The organism is Psychrobacter sp. H27, from assembly GCF_059072655.1.
This window is the reverse complement of sequence record NZ_JCACRX010000001.1, coordinates 891,332-905,367: the sequence shown is the minus strand read 5'-3', so window position 1 is coordinate 905,367 and position 14,036 is coordinate 891,332. Positions and strand designations below refer to the sequence as shown.

Here is a 14,036-nt window from a genome sequence, read left to right as displayed (position 1 = left end):
TGTGAGTGCGATCAAGCTTGAGGGCACTCATACCAGTCGCCATCTTTTGATTTCGGATTAGTATTTCCATTCGAGTGTCGGAAACTGCCAGTCATAGCGGATAGCCAGCATACGTAAAGTAAATATCGTACTCATGGTAGAGATATCAACGATCCAGTCTGTCACGCCTAGGTTTCTGAGCGCAAAGTAGAGAATACCACCAGTTAATGCGGCAGTAATATAAATCTCTTGCTGTAGCACCAGTGGAATCTCGTTGCAGATCATATCGCGGATAATGCCGCCAACAATAATGGTAATCACACCCAATAATAGTGCTACCGGTACATTGGCGCCCATGCTATCAGCGACCTTGATACCTATCAATGTGAATGCAGATAAACCGATGGTATCGGATAGCTTGAGAAACTTGTCGACGCGCCTTGAGTTCGGGTGAAAAAAGATTTGCATCACCAGTGACGAGATAGTAATGAGCGTCAGATAGCTCATATCTACCATCCAAAATAGCGGATGACGGTCCAAAATCACATCACGTACCGTGCCGCCGCCAATAGCGGTGACAATTGAAACCAGCAAGCAACCAAAGACGTCAAAGTTTTTGTGCTTCGCCAGAATCGTTCCTGAAACACTACACGCGACAATGCCGATCATATCAAAAAAATATATCAAAGAGCGCGGATCAAAAGTAGTGATTAGGACGGCAGGATCCAGTGCGATAGCCAACATAAGTCATTCTCACTATTTTCAATGATCGTCATCGGAACTGTCTTAGTCAATAAACTACCATAAGCCTGCCATCGCAAATGCAGTAGATAGCAACTAAGTAATTAGCAACTAAGCAGCTAATAACTAAGCAACCAAACGAATAGAGGGCAGATGCCAGTCATATCTAAGTGCTAGCATACGCACGGCAAAAATCACAAAGAGCATAATAAACTCATTGATACTAGCACTTACGCCCAAGTACTGTAGACATAAATAAGTCACAGATCCTGCGATACTGGCAGTGATATAAATTTCACGTTGTAGCACTAGGGGTATCTCATTACAGATAATATCACGTAGCATCCCGCCAATAATGGCCGTCCAAACGCCCATCATTATCGCGATAATAGGAGACATGTCTTGTGTCAATGCAACCTTAAAGCCAATAACACTAAACGCCGCCAAACCAATAGCATCAAAAAGCTTCAGTGCATTATCAATCTTATGATAAAGATGGAAAAATATCTGCAGGATAAGAGACGTTACAGTGATCACAATCACATAATTGAGATCAGTCATCCAAAATAGGGGATGACGGTCTAGTGCCATGTCACGTAGGGTTCCACCGCCGATGGCATTGACCATAGAGACCAATATGCAACCAGCAATATCAAAGCCTTTGTGCTGCGCGAGTAGCGTTCCTGCAATCGCACAAGCGATGATACCTACCATATCTAATAAATATAATAGAATATCAGGAAAAATTAAATCATTAACCATGGTTATATTGCCAAATCTTGATCATCAAAAATAATTAAATGTGTTGTTAAAGCGGGTATGACGATGATGACCTAAACTAAAGCTATTTTGCTGTTAGATCATCATTTAGCCATCTTTTGCAAACAGTATCAGTCCGATAATAATCAGCACAATACCGACCAATCCTAAGATTGATGGGAGTGGGTTGTCCAGCAGGATCATACCACCGATCAAAGCAAAGATAATTTCACTTGCCTGAGTCGAGTCGACGCCCGCTACCTCGCTTGAGGTCACCGCTTGCTCACGTGCATATAAGAACAGGCTGGTCGCAGCCACGCCTGATAGTAAAGCAACCAGTAGCGTATTGAATACCTGCGCGCCGCCTGGCAACTCAGGGCGGACTATAATGCCTAACACAAGCCAAAATGGCAAACTCCCTACGGTCATTAACCATACTTTGTTAAAGGCGTTCTGCAGTAAGTCTGTATCGATAACAGGGATGCGTCCGATTAGAGTCTGAAGGGTGGAGCTACCGGTAGTGTCATGCTGAGTACTATGGGTATCAGCGGTATCATGAGCACTGGCTAATAATGCGGTCTCAGCACGCATTGGCTGCGCCTGTTGCTGGCTGTCTTGTTCTTTAATTTTATGCTGCTTGGCATTATAAGAGGCCTGCCAGACCAACTGATTACCAATAGGGTAGCTAAATGCAGCGATTAGCGCCGGTAGTGCACCATATAGCAGCATTTGGGTCAGTGGAATAGCATTGGTATCAGCAGGCGCGTGTAGACCCTCACTGATATTGACCAGCACGACGCCAACGAAGACAATCAGCGCATAGACGATGAATTTTTTGTCAAAGCGCTGCCCAAATGCCAATAAGACGAGCAAGCTGGTGACGACCGTAAACATAAAGGTTGCCGCGACAACCCAGCCGCTAGCATGATCACCTGCATAGCAAATACCGGTATAAAACAAACCAAAACCAATACTGCCAGTGATGCACCAAAAGCCTATATGCTGACAGAAAATCGTCCAAAGCTCTTTGATGCGTCCCATACCGTGCTGAACAGCAATCATTGCCGTCAGTAGCAGCAACATAAATACGTAGCGCAAGCTCGCTGACCAAAACCAATGCCCACCAGCCGCGCTCATCAGCTCATTTAACACAAACGTTGAGCTAAAAAACGCACCTGATAGTAGCCCCAGTAAGATCAGTCTTATCATATTTCCTCCTTGAAAATGCTTGCGGTTTGTATCTGGTTTTAGGCAGACGATATGTCATCTGTGGTTATGCTATTTGCCTTTGGCGTCCGCCCAGATAATCTTGTGTAGTTGCAACTGAAAGCGCACAGGCAGGGCATCTGCCAACATCCACTCAGCAAGCTCCCGTGCCAATACAGGTACTTCAGGGCTAAGCTGCTCATCAATATCATCTGCAACGTTGAACATTGGCGAAAACCAAACGGTTCCGACCAGCTCATCTAGCTTATGCTCTATTAATTTTTCTTTGGCCCAGTCGTAATCCTCGCGATTCATGATGACAAATTTGATTTGGTCATGTTCGGTGAGGTAGTCGAGGTTTGACCATAGGTTTTTGTCAACTTCGCCTGAGCTAGGCGTTTTGAGATCCATGACTTTACTAACTGCTGGCGGCACATTCTCTACGGTGAGGGCACCTGCTGTCTCAAGAGATATCTCGTAACCATCGCTCAGCAAGCGTTTCATCAGCTCGATAGCATTCGGCTGCGCTAATGGTTCACCGCCTGTCAGGCAGATGCGCTTACATGGATAGCTTTTGATGGTTTCTACAATCGTCTCTAAAGACTGACGTTCGCCACCAGTAAAAGCATATTCAGTATCACAATAAACGCAGCGCAGCGGACAGCCTGTGAGACGGACAAATATCGTCGGTAAGCCTGATGTTATCGCTTCACCTTGTAAGGAATAAAAAATCTCGGTCAGACGCAGTCCTGCTTCAGGATCAGTAACAGGGATAGCGGCGTTGCGTAATAGTGATTCACTCATAATATGTCAAATACAGTTAAAGGCTGACAAAGCGATTAAGCCGTTGTCAATCGTAGTAAAAAAGGCAGGTTTTGTTATAGATGATTTTGTTTGGACAAAGCCAAAAAATGGATTATAACGCAACAGTATCTATTAAGGTGCAAAAAAGACGCTGAAGTTTGCTTCAGCGTCTTTGATAAAGAAGATTTATTACTGTCTGTACCGTTCGGGTACGAGATTATAAGTATGAGAAATACTAGGCTAAACGTAATAGCTCATTTACTGATGTTTTTGCACGAGTTTGCGCATCGACTTTTTTTACGATGATTGCAGCGTACAAGCTGTGCGTGCCGTCTTCTGAAGGCAAGCTACCCGGTACGACAACAGAACCTGCTGGTACACGGCCACGATGAATCTCACCAGTTTCGCGATCATAGATGCGTGTAGATTGACCGATGTAGACACCCATAGAGATAACAGCGCCTTCTTCGACGATCACGCCTTCAACGATCTCAGAGCGTGCACCGATGAAGCAGTTGTCTTCGATGATAGTAGGGTTGGCTTGTAATGGCTCTAATACGCCGCCGATACCAACGCCACCTGATAGATGGACGTTTTTACCGATTTGGGCACATGAACCAACGGTTGCCCAGGTATCAACCATAGCGCCTTGATCAACATAGGCACCAATGTTGACGTATGATGGCATCAATACTGCACCTGCTGCGATATATGAGCCTTTACGGGCAACTGCTGGCGGTACCACACGTACGCCTGCTTCTTTGAACTGTGCTTCAGTCCAGTCAGCAAACTTAGTTGGTACTTTGTCATAAAACTGCACATGCTCGCCCGCTGCTTGGACATAGTTGTCGTTCATACGGAATGACAGTAGTACGGCTTTTTTTGCCCATTGGTTGACGACCCATTCGCCATCTTTCTTTTCTGCGACGCGTAGGCTACCGTTATCCAACTGCTCAAGCACCTGACTGATAGCATCACGTACGTCTTGTGGCATAGTGCTTGGGCTGTACTCATTGCGATTTTCAAAAGCCTGTTCGATAGTTTGTTGTAACGACATAAAAATTCCTAAGATAAGTGAAAGGGGAGGTAACTCAGTATTATAGTGATATAACAGGTCTGACCTGATCTCAAATAGGTCACACCTCACAACATAATTGATTTTGAGGTGTGGCTTATTTATAGGATTCACTAGGCCAAAAACTTACTTGCCGTATTGTCGCTAATTTGGCAGCGTTTAGCAAATAAGTTCAGTGTCTCGTGATGAAAGTACGGACGATAAAATCCCTGAAACATGCTGTAAAAAAGAATCAGCTACCACTGTTAAGCATCTGGCGTGGTGTTGTCTATCCACGCTAAAATATCTTGGTAGACAGTCTGGCGGTCTGTTTCGTGTAGCACTTCATGGCGCATAGTGGGATACAGCTGAATATCAACACGATTGAATTTTTGCTTGTGTAATCGGCCAACAACTTTGCGGATACCGCGTCCCATATTACCAATAGGGTCATCCTCACCGCTAATAAACAGCATCGGAAAATTCTTGGCGATGGTGGTTGCCCAGCCTTTATTTAGTCCTGTATCCATCAGGGTAAATAGGGTCATAAAGCCATTATTAGTAAAGTCAAAACCTGTTTTTGGGTCGGCTTCATAGGCCTCAATGTTAGCCGTGTTTTCACTCAACCACGCAAACTTCGATGATGCAGTACGATCTTTTAATTGGCTGTTGAGTATCTTATTCATGGTATTTGCCAGCACTGTATTGGGCTGTCTTGGTGCTATTTTTGTTAATATCTTATTGATAGGAAGCAAAACTTTGGTCAGTGGGTTGGCGTCTGCCGAGCCCATTAGTATCGCCCCAGTAAAGTTATGTGCGTGATGTTTGAGCACGTTGCGCACGATAAAAGAGCCCATAGAATGACCCATAACAAAATGCGGCACATCGGGGTGGCGGACTTTTAGGTTGTCTGCCATCACAATCACGTCTTTTAATAGTGACTGCACGGGATGTTCTTCACCAAAAAAACCTAAATCCGAGTCGGTTTTGATAGTTTGCCCATGACCCAAGTGATCATAAGTCGCTACAGCAATCCCATTGTCCGCCAAAAACTGCGCAAAATCTGCATAACGACCACCATGTTCTGCCATTCCATGCACGATCAGTAACGTTGCGCGAATATCGATACCTTTGTCACGAGGTTCAAAGAAGTCATGATGTAAATAATGGGTGTTATCGGATGAGAGAATATGGTCATTATTGGTATCGAGAGGGGTACTCATATAAGGTTCCTTGACGGGTTTTGATTGTCTGTATTTTTTGTTGATAGGTTTTGAGAGTGACAATGCATTGGGCAATATCTCACAGAGCAGTATCTTACAAAGCAGGGTCACAAAGAGCTAGATTTTAAAGAGCTAGGTTTTAAAGAAAAAAATTTTAAAATAATAACCCAAAATAATGTCTCAAAAATAGCATTCTAAAAAATCACTCTATCACGTGGCTTCTATTATGACTCACTATACTAAGTGTTTTGTCATCAGCGTAGGTAAATAATTTTATATTATTTCGAGCAGTATGCTTACAAAATTCATAGTTCGCCGGACAAACGCCATGGACAATTTAACGACAAAGCTGAGTGTGGTCAATATTGTTAAAAGACGTTGAGCTTTTTAAGCTGTTTACGCTCTTACTGTCTGCCCGTAACAGAAGACTCTCAATTATATGTTACTTTTAGAAAATATCTAATAACCATATGCCCTAAAGTCGTCTATTAAGACACCCCTTAAACACACCGTCAGCCTTGATAAGTTGCCTATGAAACCTTCACCGATAAAGAAACTCTTATTAGCAGGGGCGGGTCACGCTCATATTGGTATGCTGCGCCAAATTAGTGACGCATCTCTAGACACGAGCGATATTGATATTTGTTTGGTTAGTGAGCAGACGCAGACCATATACTCTGGGATGCTACCTGGTTGGATGGCAGGACATTACCAACTTGATGACATCAGTATCGATACAAAATCACTGTGCGCGCGTGCGGGTGTACGATTTATTCAGCAGGCAATTACTCAGGTCCATGCCGCATCAAATACTGTAGTGACTGATGGTAATGATATGTCGACTGGTGACGAGACGTTAGCTGATGATAAGGCGTTAGCGCTCGACTATGATGTGCTATCACTCAACACGGGTGCAGATACGGATATCAGGTGGTTAGAGTCGTTAGCAGGCGTGATTGCTATTCGTCCATTGTCAGCATTCATTACACACTGGCAGCAGATATTGGCGGATGCTCAGCAGTCTGATAACTATCAACTGGCTATCGTTGGCGCAGGGGCTGCCGCGACCGAGTTGGTTATGGCAGCTCAAGTCGCGCTACAGCATATCAACAATAACCATCAAGTGACCTTGGTGTGCGGTAAGCAACTGTTATCAGGATTCAATACACGGTTTAAAGAGCGCGTTATTAGGCAGCTGCATCGCCACGGTATTAAAATAGTTTATGAGCGAGCAATTGACTATCGTAACGGCCACCTATCGACGACAGATGACTCGTTGCCGATGAATGCTGTGATCGCTGCAACTGGCGTAGTGGGTGCTGCATGGACGATTAACACGGATCTTCAGACACTAGATAAAGGCTTTATCGCAGTCAATAATCTGCAACAAAGCATCTCTCACCCTAATGTATTTGCAGTTGGTGATGTCGCCACGCGCGTAGATAAAGAGGTAGCGCATTCAGGTGTCCATGCGGTGCATGGCGGGGCGGTAGAAGCTGATAATTTATTTGCATATCTAAAAGGCGAGTCTATGCAAGAGTATCAACCAAAAGCACGCACGTTGTATCTATTGTCTTGCGGTGACAAATACGCCATTGCCAGTTGGGGAGACTGGAGCTTACAAGGTCGCGGGCTATGGTATCTCAAACGGTATATTGATAAGCGCTTTGTAAAATCCTATTCGTAGTCATGCTCATTTGGAATAAAAGATAATAACCATCATATTGGTTGTCAATATTGATTCACAATGAGGTATGATTGGTTAGGTAAACCGTAAAGTAACGGGGAAGTATACAAGGTGCTATTTCTAAAATAGTAAGCGAAAGCAGTAACTTGTCTTTGTCTAAAGCTTTTTTGACTTTGCGCTATTATTTTTTAGTTGTGTGACTAACAGGGTTTTGTACCATTATGAAATCGACTATCGAATTACTTGAGCATACTGACTTTCCAGCTATCAAACGTCGTCAACTGACGATACTACAAGTCAACATGGGCTATTTATGCAATATGTCCTGCGTGCACTGCCATGTGGCAGCCAGCCCTTATCGTACAGAAATGATGTCGCGTGAGTTGGTTGAGTTGATACCCAAGGTGCTACAAGCACAAAATATAGATACGCTCGATTTGACGGGCGGTGCGCCTGAGATGCATGAAGATTTTAAGTATCTGGTAAAAGCAGCTCGTGCACTGGGTGTTAAAGTGATAGATCGCTGTAATCTGACTATTCTCATGGAGGATGGCTATGAGGATATGGCGCAGTTTTTAGCAAACAATCAAGTGGAGGTAGTCGCATCTCTGCCGTGCTACTCCCTAGAAAACGTAGATAAGCAGCGCGGTAAGGGTGCGTTTGACGACAGTATATTGGGGCTACAAAAGCTCAACCAGTTAGGCTACGGTAAGTCCGATTCAAACCTAACGTTGAATCTGGTCTACAACCCACAAGGTGCTACGCTTCCGCCCAATCAGCAACAGCTTGAAGCGGATTATAAGCGTGAGCTAAAAGAACACTTCGATATCGAGTTCAATCATCTGTTTGCATTGACCAATATGCCTATCCAGCGCTTTGGTGCAGTACTACTGGCCAAAAATGAATTCCATCCCTATATGGACTTGCTCAAAGAAAACTACGTGGCAGACAACTTAGCCGAGGTGATGTGTCGCTCGACCATCAGTGTCAACTGGCTTGGTGAATTGTTTGACTGTGATTTCAATCAGCAACTAGAGATTCCTGTACCCAATAAATCCCGTCGGCATTTAAGTGACCTATTGACTCAAGACCCCTCTGGAGATGCCATTGCCATTGCTGACCACTGCTACGGCTGTACAGCAGGACAGGGCAGTAGTTGCGGCGGTGCGCTAGAGGAAGAGACTACAGATCAAACGATAGTAGATACCGCTGTTTAGTATTTTATACCCATAATAGATGACAACTGGTCGTAAGTGATTAGCAAAGATAAGCAACTATCTGTAATAAGCGCTTATGTACCGTAAATATCTATGTGCAGTAAGATCTTATTGGCAGTCATTACTGTCTGTCATTTATATACACGATTGTAAAAAGCACAACGAAAGAATTATACAAAGAATATCATCGACTCAAATGGAGTTAGCTTTATGTCAAGATTCAATTTTTCAGCGAAAACGGTAATCGTGCAACCAGTCCTTGCGGTCGCGATCTTATCATCAAGTGCAGCCGCTTATGCTGACTTTAACCATCAAAGCTGGGACAGTTTATTAAACAAACATGTGACCATGACCAATGGTGGCAAAGCCTCTGTGGTCAATTATGCTGGTATGAAGGCGGACAAGAGCAAGCTGACAAGTTACCTTGAGGCGACGAGTAAAGTGTCTCAAGCAGAGTTTAATCGCTGGAGCAAAAACGAGCAGTTGGCATTTTTGATCAATGTTTACAATGCTGGTACGGTCGACTTGGTGTTGACGAAATATCCGAATATTAAATCCATCAAAGATATCGGTGGTCTGTTTGGTTCGCCGTGGAAACAGGATTTTATTCCATTATTAGGTAAGACACGCTCGCTTGATGATATCGAGCACAATCTCATTCGTGGCTCCAAGCGTTATAACGATCCGCGTATTCATTTTGCGGTCAACTGTGCCAGTATTGGCTGTCCTGCACTGCAAGATGATGCTTTTACTGGTAAACGTCTAAACAGTCAATTAGAGCAGGCAACTTCTAAGTTTTTGGCAGACGGTAGCCGTAACCGCCTAAAGGGAAGTACGCTAAGCGTGTCGCCGATTTTTAAATGGTATAAAGAAGACTTTGCTACCAATTGGCGTGGTACCAATGATCTGGAAGGGTTTTTGGGTCGTTATGGCTCATCTTTAGGGCTGAACAAAGCGCAAACAGCAGATCTAAAGCAGGGCAAGATAAAAATCAGCTACACTGATTATGATTGGAATCTGAACAAAAAATAAGACGAGGCTCCAATTGATATTGGTTAGCAGTTGCCTACTATGACGGTACATACATTGAACCTCTCTATCATTGTTCCATTGTTAAATGAAGCGAATAATTTGCCGCAGCTTATTGGTCATATCAGTAGGCTCAGACCTGTTCCGCAGCAAGTTATCCTAGTCGATGGTGGCTCAAATGATGGTTCAGTCTCTATCGCTAGAGAGTTGCTAAAAGATGTGTCAAGTAGGACGCACTCATTGACTGACTGGTTTGTTATTGAGTCTATCGCTGGACGCGCGCGGCAAATGAATGCTGGTGCTGGGCAAGCGACGGGTGAGGTATTGCTGTTTTTGCATGCAGATACTCAGCTGCCGACTGACGCGATAGACAAGGTAGAGATAGCAATGCGTCAGCATAAATGGGGGCGTTTTGATGTGCGCTTGGACAGCACTCATCCGCTTCTTAAAGTCGTTGGTACAATGATTAATAAGCGCTCACGTTTGGTCAGTGTTGCAACAGGTGATCAAGCCATCTTTGTCAAAAGATCCGTGTTTGAACAATTCGGAGGTTACGCTGATCAGCCGTTAATGGAAGATATTGAGCTATGTAAGCGCTTAAAAAATATCAGTAGACCTGCTTGTCTAAAGAGTAAAGTGACGACATCAGCGCGGCGCTGGCAGCAACATGGAAATGTTCGTACGGTTTTTTTGATGTGGCGTTTGCGTTTTGATTACTGGCGCGGCGTATCGCCTGATGTTTTGAAACAGCGCTATTACAAGCAGCACAGATAATATGGCGATAAGCATTCAACATCGAGGTTGCGATAAGTATTTAAATCGAAAGAAAACAACTTAATTTATCGATATTGTAGACAAGAAAAGAAAGGGACTTTTACTAATGCACTCAAGCCCTCGCACTGTTCACACCGCGAGAACTGACTCGCAAGCACGCCAGCAAAAAATAGGCATTATTCTATTTGCTAAATATCCTGCACCAAATATGGCAAAGACTCGTCTACAGCCTGCATTAGGTGTTGATGGCGCTGCACATATGGCAAAAAATCTGCTACTACATAGTATAGAGCAAGCGGTTGCTACCGACTTTGCGGTCGAGCTATGCGTGAGTCCCACGCCAGACGACCCGTGCTGGCAAGCATTTGATCTACCCAAGTCAATGCAATGGTCTGCTCAAGCAGATGGCGATTTGGGCATGCGTATGTTGATAGCCAGTCAGAGCGCATTAGAAAAATATGAAAAAGTTGTCTTAATCGGGACAGACTGTCCTAGCCTCACGGCAGAGCGTATACAGACCGCCGTACAGCAGCTGGAGAAATACGACACGGTGATGATTCCTGCAACCGATGGAGGTTATGTGTTGCTTGGGTTCAAGCAGATTGATAGCAGCCTTTTTTCAGACATCAGCTGGAGTACGGCGAGCGTCGCTGAAGTCACCAAGCAACGTATCGCGGCATCAGGGAGGACACTGACGCTATTGCCAGCGCTGCATGACATTGACGAGCCTGAAGACTTACAGAATTTACCGTCAGGTTGGTGCAATACGCTCAACAAAATCTAAAAATCAAATATGATTTTCTACCGTTATTCATTTACGTTTTAGGGCGTGTCATCACTTATATAGCGAGGCTTAAAATTTATCTCATTTTAAGACCGCTAAATGATCTAATGGGCTAATTGATGACACGCCCTAAATAGATTTTACTACTAATAAGGATATTGTCATGCATGATGTCGTGCAAAATTACTATGGAAAAGAGCTGCAAGGTACCGATGATCTAAAAACCTCGGCATGTTGTGATATTAGCAATATGCCTGAATGGCTAAAACCATTGCTCGCAAACATCCACGATGAAGTATTGAATCGTTATTACGGCTGCGGTCTGGTATGTCCTGCATTGCTTGAAGGCTGCCGAATTTTGGATTTAGGCAGTGGTTCAGGTCGCGATGTCTATGCACTCGCGCAACTGGTTGGTGAGAGCGGTCATGTGGTCGGTGTAGACATGACTGACGAGCAACTAGCCGTTGCAAAGGAACATCAAGCCTATCATGTTGAGCAGTTTGGCTATGACAATGTGACGTTTTTACATGGTTATATCGAAAAACTAGATGAACTGGATCTTGCTGATGGTAGCTTCGATATTATCGTCTCAAACTGTGTTATCAATTTATCACCAGATAAGGCTGCCGTGATGGCGAGCGTGCAAAGACTGCTCAAGCCTGGCGGCGAATTTTATTTTTCTGACGTCTATGCTGATCGCCGTATCCCGCAGCATCTAATCGATGACCCTGTCTTATATGGAGAGTGTTTAAGTGGCGCTTTATACTGGAAAGATTTTGTTCGTTTATCAAGAGGCGCAGGGTTTTTAGACCCACGTCTGGTCGAAGATCGCCCGCTTGAGATTACAGATCCAGTACTGGCTGCCAAAATCGGTGATATACAGTTTTTCTCAGCCACTTATCGCCTGTTTAAGATTGCCGCGCTAGAAGATGCCTGTGAAGATCATGGACAAGCGGTGATATACAAAGGATCTATCGAGCAATCCCCGCATCGGTTTGATCTAGATAAGCATCATGCGATTGAGGCGGGCCGGGTATTTCCTGTCTGCGGCAATACCTTTAGGATGCTACAAGAATCTCGCTTTGCACCGCATTTTGAATTTATTGGTGATGACAGTCGCCACTATGGCATTTTTGCAGGGTGCGGTGAGCTGATGCCATTTGATCAGGCTATGATGCCATCGTCTGGTATGGGCGGCTGTTGTTAAGAGTAAAGGCGTGTATTTAGTATAAATTTCAGACCTATATGCTGAAGCAAAGAAAGGCTATTATTTGAGATAATAGCCTTTCTTTTGATTAGAAGTAGTCAGTTCACAATGGAGGATACGCTTTAAGACTACGCTAGCAACGCTGCCAATCTAATTTTGGTATGTTCATCCATCATATCCACAGGCGTGACCAATGCTTGTGCAAGCGCACTATGAGCGATGGATTCAGGCATTTCAGCAGCAATCAAAGCAACGGCTTTTTGGATCACCTGTTGAGCATTTTCAGCATTTTTCATCAGATTTTTTATCGCATAGTCTGCACTGACAGCTTCTTCGGTCGGGTGCCAACAATCAAAATCGGTTACTAACGCCAATGTTGCATAAGCCATGCTGGCTTCACGTGCTAATTTGGCTTCGGGCATGTTGGTCATGCCAATGATATCTGCTTGCATTTGACGATACCACTCTGACTCTGCACGAGTTGAGAACTGAGGCCCTTCAATACAGATATAAGTTGCCTGCGAGTGACAGTTACCCTCGATAATATCTGCTTGGTGATAGGCACGTGTCAATATATCCGATAAAGCAGGGCATAGTGGATCTGCCATTGATACATGAGCAACTGCGCCTTCGCCAAAGAACGTACTTACTCGCTGCTTGGTCATATCAATCATTTGATCTGGCACGACCATGTCTAATGGTTTAAGTGTTTCTCGTAGAGAGCCAACGGCTGATACCGAGACGATATAGCGTACGCCCAATGTTTTTAGCGCATAAATATTAGCGCGATAGGGGACCTCAGATGGGGTTAATCTATGACCTTGACCATGCCGCGTCAAAAAAGCAACGGTCACACCTTCTAGCTCACCCAAAACAATATCATCAGATGGACTGCCATAAGGCGTCTGTACCGTAATACTGCGTTTATTGGTCAATGCTTGGATCTGATAAAGACCACTACCGCCAATGATAGCGATATCAGCAGACAAAGGTTCTGATGCTTCTATTGTAGATATTGTCATAAAAGTTATCCAAGTTGGGTTATAAGAAACGATGATGTTGTCTTAGCTGATAAAGCATATATCCATATATAGTCAATCCTCTATAAACTGGATACGGTGTCAGCCTTACTGAGTCTACTGCTTGTAGTACTTTCACTCGGCTTCCTTGTATCCAAATCATATTGAACCGACTATATCTTAGATACCGCATCAATAAAGAATGTCTGTAAGAAATATAGCAGAACTTGAATAGTAATAAAAATAAATCGAAAAATCTGACCCACTCTCCATTATCGACTATGTTGTTATAAACAATATGAAATAAGAATAAGTATTTGCTGAGTAGTCATTGATAGCGATAAAGGTTTACAACGCAAACAAACTTTGATTAAATGTATGGAACACTGTTTCACTCAGCGGAACATTGTAACGCGTAAATCAGACATTAAAGTAAGGTTGATTTCTCAAAGCGCCTTGTATATAAGGCATTGAAAGCAAAAGAGAAAAAATACTTTAGTTTATTTATGACAAAAATTGCTATATCATGACTCAGCTGTAACGGATTAATGCC

The 14,036-nt window shown here is 43.8% G+C and carries 13 protein-coding genes; 6 read left to right on the top strand and 7 right to left on the bottom strand.

The window, feature by feature from the left end:
• Positions 1 to 57: 57 nt before the first annotated feature.
• The 6 genes from AC5JPY_RS03530 to AC5JPY_RS03505 all read right to left on the bottom strand — a co-directional run bounded on the left by AC5JPY_RS03530 (position 58) and on the right by AC5JPY_RS03505 (position 5,766).
• Positions 58 to 723, bottom strand: a complete 666-nt coding sequence (locus tag AC5JPY_RS03530) for a trimeric intracellular cation channel family protein (protein ID WP_319050585.1) — start codon at positions 721 to 723, stop codon at positions 58 to 60.
• A gap of 123 nt (positions 724 to 846) precedes the next feature.
• Complete coding sequence (locus AC5JPY_RS03525; protein WP_319050584.1) at positions 847 to 1,482, bottom strand: trimeric intracellular cation channel family protein; 636 nt, start codon at positions 1,480 to 1,482, stop codon at positions 847 to 849.
• A 105-nt stretch (positions 1,483 to 1,587) separates the two neighbouring features.
• On the bottom strand, positions 1,588 to 2,688 hold the full coding sequence (locus tag AC5JPY_RS03520) for a multidrug resistance efflux transporter family protein (protein ID WP_493852136.1): 1,101 nt from the start codon (positions 2,686 to 2,688) through the stop codon (positions 1,588 to 1,590).
• Between the two features lie 69 nt (positions 2,689 to 2,757).
• Positions 2,758 to 3,489 (bottom strand): 7-carboxy-7-deazaguanine synthase QueE, encoded by a 732-nt coding sequence (gene queE / locus AC5JPY_RS03515; protein WP_493852135.1) that lies wholly within the window; start codon positions 3,487 to 3,489, stop codon positions 2,758 to 2,760.
• 235 nt (positions 3,490 to 3,724) lie between these two features.
• Positions 3,725 to 4,546 carry a 2,3,4,5-tetrahydropyridine-2,6-dicarboxylate N-succinyltransferase gene (gene dapD, locus AC5JPY_RS03510; protein ID WP_319050581.1) on the bottom strand — a complete coding sequence of 274 codons (822 nt, stop codon included), beginning with the start codon at positions 4,544 to 4,546 and terminating at the stop codon, positions 3,725 to 3,727.
• Between the two features lie 263 nt (positions 4,547 to 4,809).
• Positions 4,810 to 5,766, bottom strand: coding sequence for an alpha/beta fold hydrolase (locus AC5JPY_RS03505; RefSeq protein ID WP_493852134.1), 957 nt, complete (start codon positions 5,764 to 5,766; stop codon positions 4,810 to 4,812).
• A 532-nt stretch (positions 5,767 to 6,298) separates the two neighbouring features.
• Between AC5JPY_RS03505 and AC5JPY_RS03500 the strand changes: the two genes are divergently transcribed.
• The 6 genes from AC5JPY_RS03500 to AC5JPY_RS03475 all read left to right on the top strand — a co-directional run bounded on the left by AC5JPY_RS03500 (position 6,299) and on the right by AC5JPY_RS03475 (position 12,464).
• Positions 6,299 to 7,453, top strand: coding sequence for an FAD-dependent oxidoreductase (locus AC5JPY_RS03500; RefSeq protein WP_493852133.1), 1,155 nt, complete (start codon positions 6,299 to 6,301; stop codon positions 7,451 to 7,453).
• A 221-nt stretch (positions 7,454 to 7,674) separates the two neighbouring features.
• Positions 7,675 to 8,670 carry an arsenosugar biosynthesis radical SAM (seleno)protein ArsS gene (arsS, locus tag AC5JPY_RS03495; RefSeq protein ID WP_493852132.1) on the top strand — a complete coding sequence of 332 codons (996 nt, stop codon included), beginning with the start codon at positions 7,675 to 7,677 and terminating at the stop codon, positions 8,668 to 8,670.
• A gap of 210 nt (positions 8,671 to 8,880) precedes the next feature.
• Positions 8,881 to 9,702: a DUF547 domain-containing protein gene (locus AC5JPY_RS03490; RefSeq protein WP_493852131.1), complete on the top strand. Its 822-nt coding sequence runs from the start codon at positions 8,881 to 8,883 to the stop codon at positions 9,700 to 9,702.
• A 39-nt stretch (positions 9,703 to 9,741) separates the two neighbouring features.
• Complete coding sequence (locus AC5JPY_RS03485) at positions 9,742 to 10,473, top strand: TIGR04283 family arsenosugar biosynthesis glycosyltransferase (protein WP_493852130.1); 732 nt, start codon at positions 9,742 to 9,744, stop codon at positions 10,471 to 10,473.
• A 106-nt stretch (positions 10,474 to 10,579) separates the two neighbouring features.
• The gene (locus AC5JPY_RS03480) at positions 10,580 to 11,257 is read left to right on the top strand and encodes a TIGR04282 family arsenosugar biosynthesis glycosyltransferase (RefSeq protein WP_493852129.1); all 678 of its coding nucleotides are present in this window, start codon (positions 10,580 to 10,582) and stop codon (positions 11,255 to 11,257) included.
• A gap of 163 nt (positions 11,258 to 11,420) precedes the next feature.
• A complete protein-coding gene (locus tag AC5JPY_RS03475) occupies positions 11,421 to 12,464 on the top strand; it encodes a methyltransferase domain-containing protein (protein WP_493852128.1) in 1,044 nt (347 codons plus the stop codon).
• 128 nt (positions 12,465 to 12,592) lie between these two features.
• On the opposite strand, the gene mtnP is transcribed toward AC5JPY_RS03475, so the two are convergent.
• Complete coding sequence (gene mtnP, locus AC5JPY_RS03470) at positions 12,593 to 13,486, bottom strand: S-methyl-5'-thioadenosine phosphorylase (RefSeq protein ID WP_493852127.1); 894 nt, start codon at positions 13,484 to 13,486, stop codon at positions 12,593 to 12,595.
• Between the last annotated feature and the right edge of the window lie 550 nt (positions 13,487 to 14,036).

Coding starts and splice junctions, on each gene's coding strand:
- arsS (WP_493852132.1), top strand. CDS start 7,675: ATGAAATCGACTATCGAATTACTTGAGCATACTGACTTTCCAGCTATC.
- queE (WP_493852135.1), bottom strand. CDS start 3,489: ATGAGTGAATCACTATTACGCAACGCCGCTATCCCTGTTACTGATCCT.
- AC5JPY_RS03505 (WP_493852134.1), bottom strand. CDS start 5,766: ATGAGTACCCCTCTCGATACCAATAATGACCATATTCTCTCATCCGAT.
- AC5JPY_RS03530 (WP_319050585.1), bottom strand. CDS start 723: ATGTTGGCTATCGCACTGGATCCTGCCGTCCTAATCACTACTTTTGAT.
- mtnP (WP_493852127.1), bottom strand. CDS start 13,486: ATGACAATATCTACAATAGAAGCATCAGAACCTTTGTCTGCTGATATC.
- dapD (WP_319050581.1), bottom strand. CDS start 4,546: ATGTCGTTACAACAAACTATCGAACAGGCTTTTGAAAATCGCAATGAG.
- AC5JPY_RS03490 (WP_493852131.1), top strand. CDS start 8,881: ATGTCAAGATTCAATTTTTCAGCGAAAACGGTAATCGTGCAACCAGTC.
- AC5JPY_RS03475 (WP_493852128.1), top strand. CDS start 11,421: ATGCATGATGTCGTGCAAAATTACTATGGAAAAGAGCTGCAAGGTACC.
- AC5JPY_RS03525 (WP_319050584.1), bottom strand. CDS start 1,482: ATGGTTAATGATTTAATTTTTCCTGATATTCTATTATATTTATTAGAT.
- AC5JPY_RS03500 (WP_493852133.1), top strand. CDS start 6,299: ATGAAACCTTCACCGATAAAGAAACTCTTATTAGCAGGGGCGGGTCAC.
- AC5JPY_RS03480 (WP_493852129.1), top strand. CDS start 10,580: ATGCACTCAAGCCCTCGCACTGTTCACACCGCGAGAACTGACTCGCAA.
- AC5JPY_RS03520 (WP_493852136.1), bottom strand. CDS start 2,688: ATGATAAGACTGATCTTACTGGGGCTACTATCAGGTGCGTTTTTTAGC.
- AC5JPY_RS03485 (WP_493852130.1), top strand. CDS start 9,742: ATGACGGTACATACATTGAACCTCTCTATCATTGTTCCATTGTTAAAT.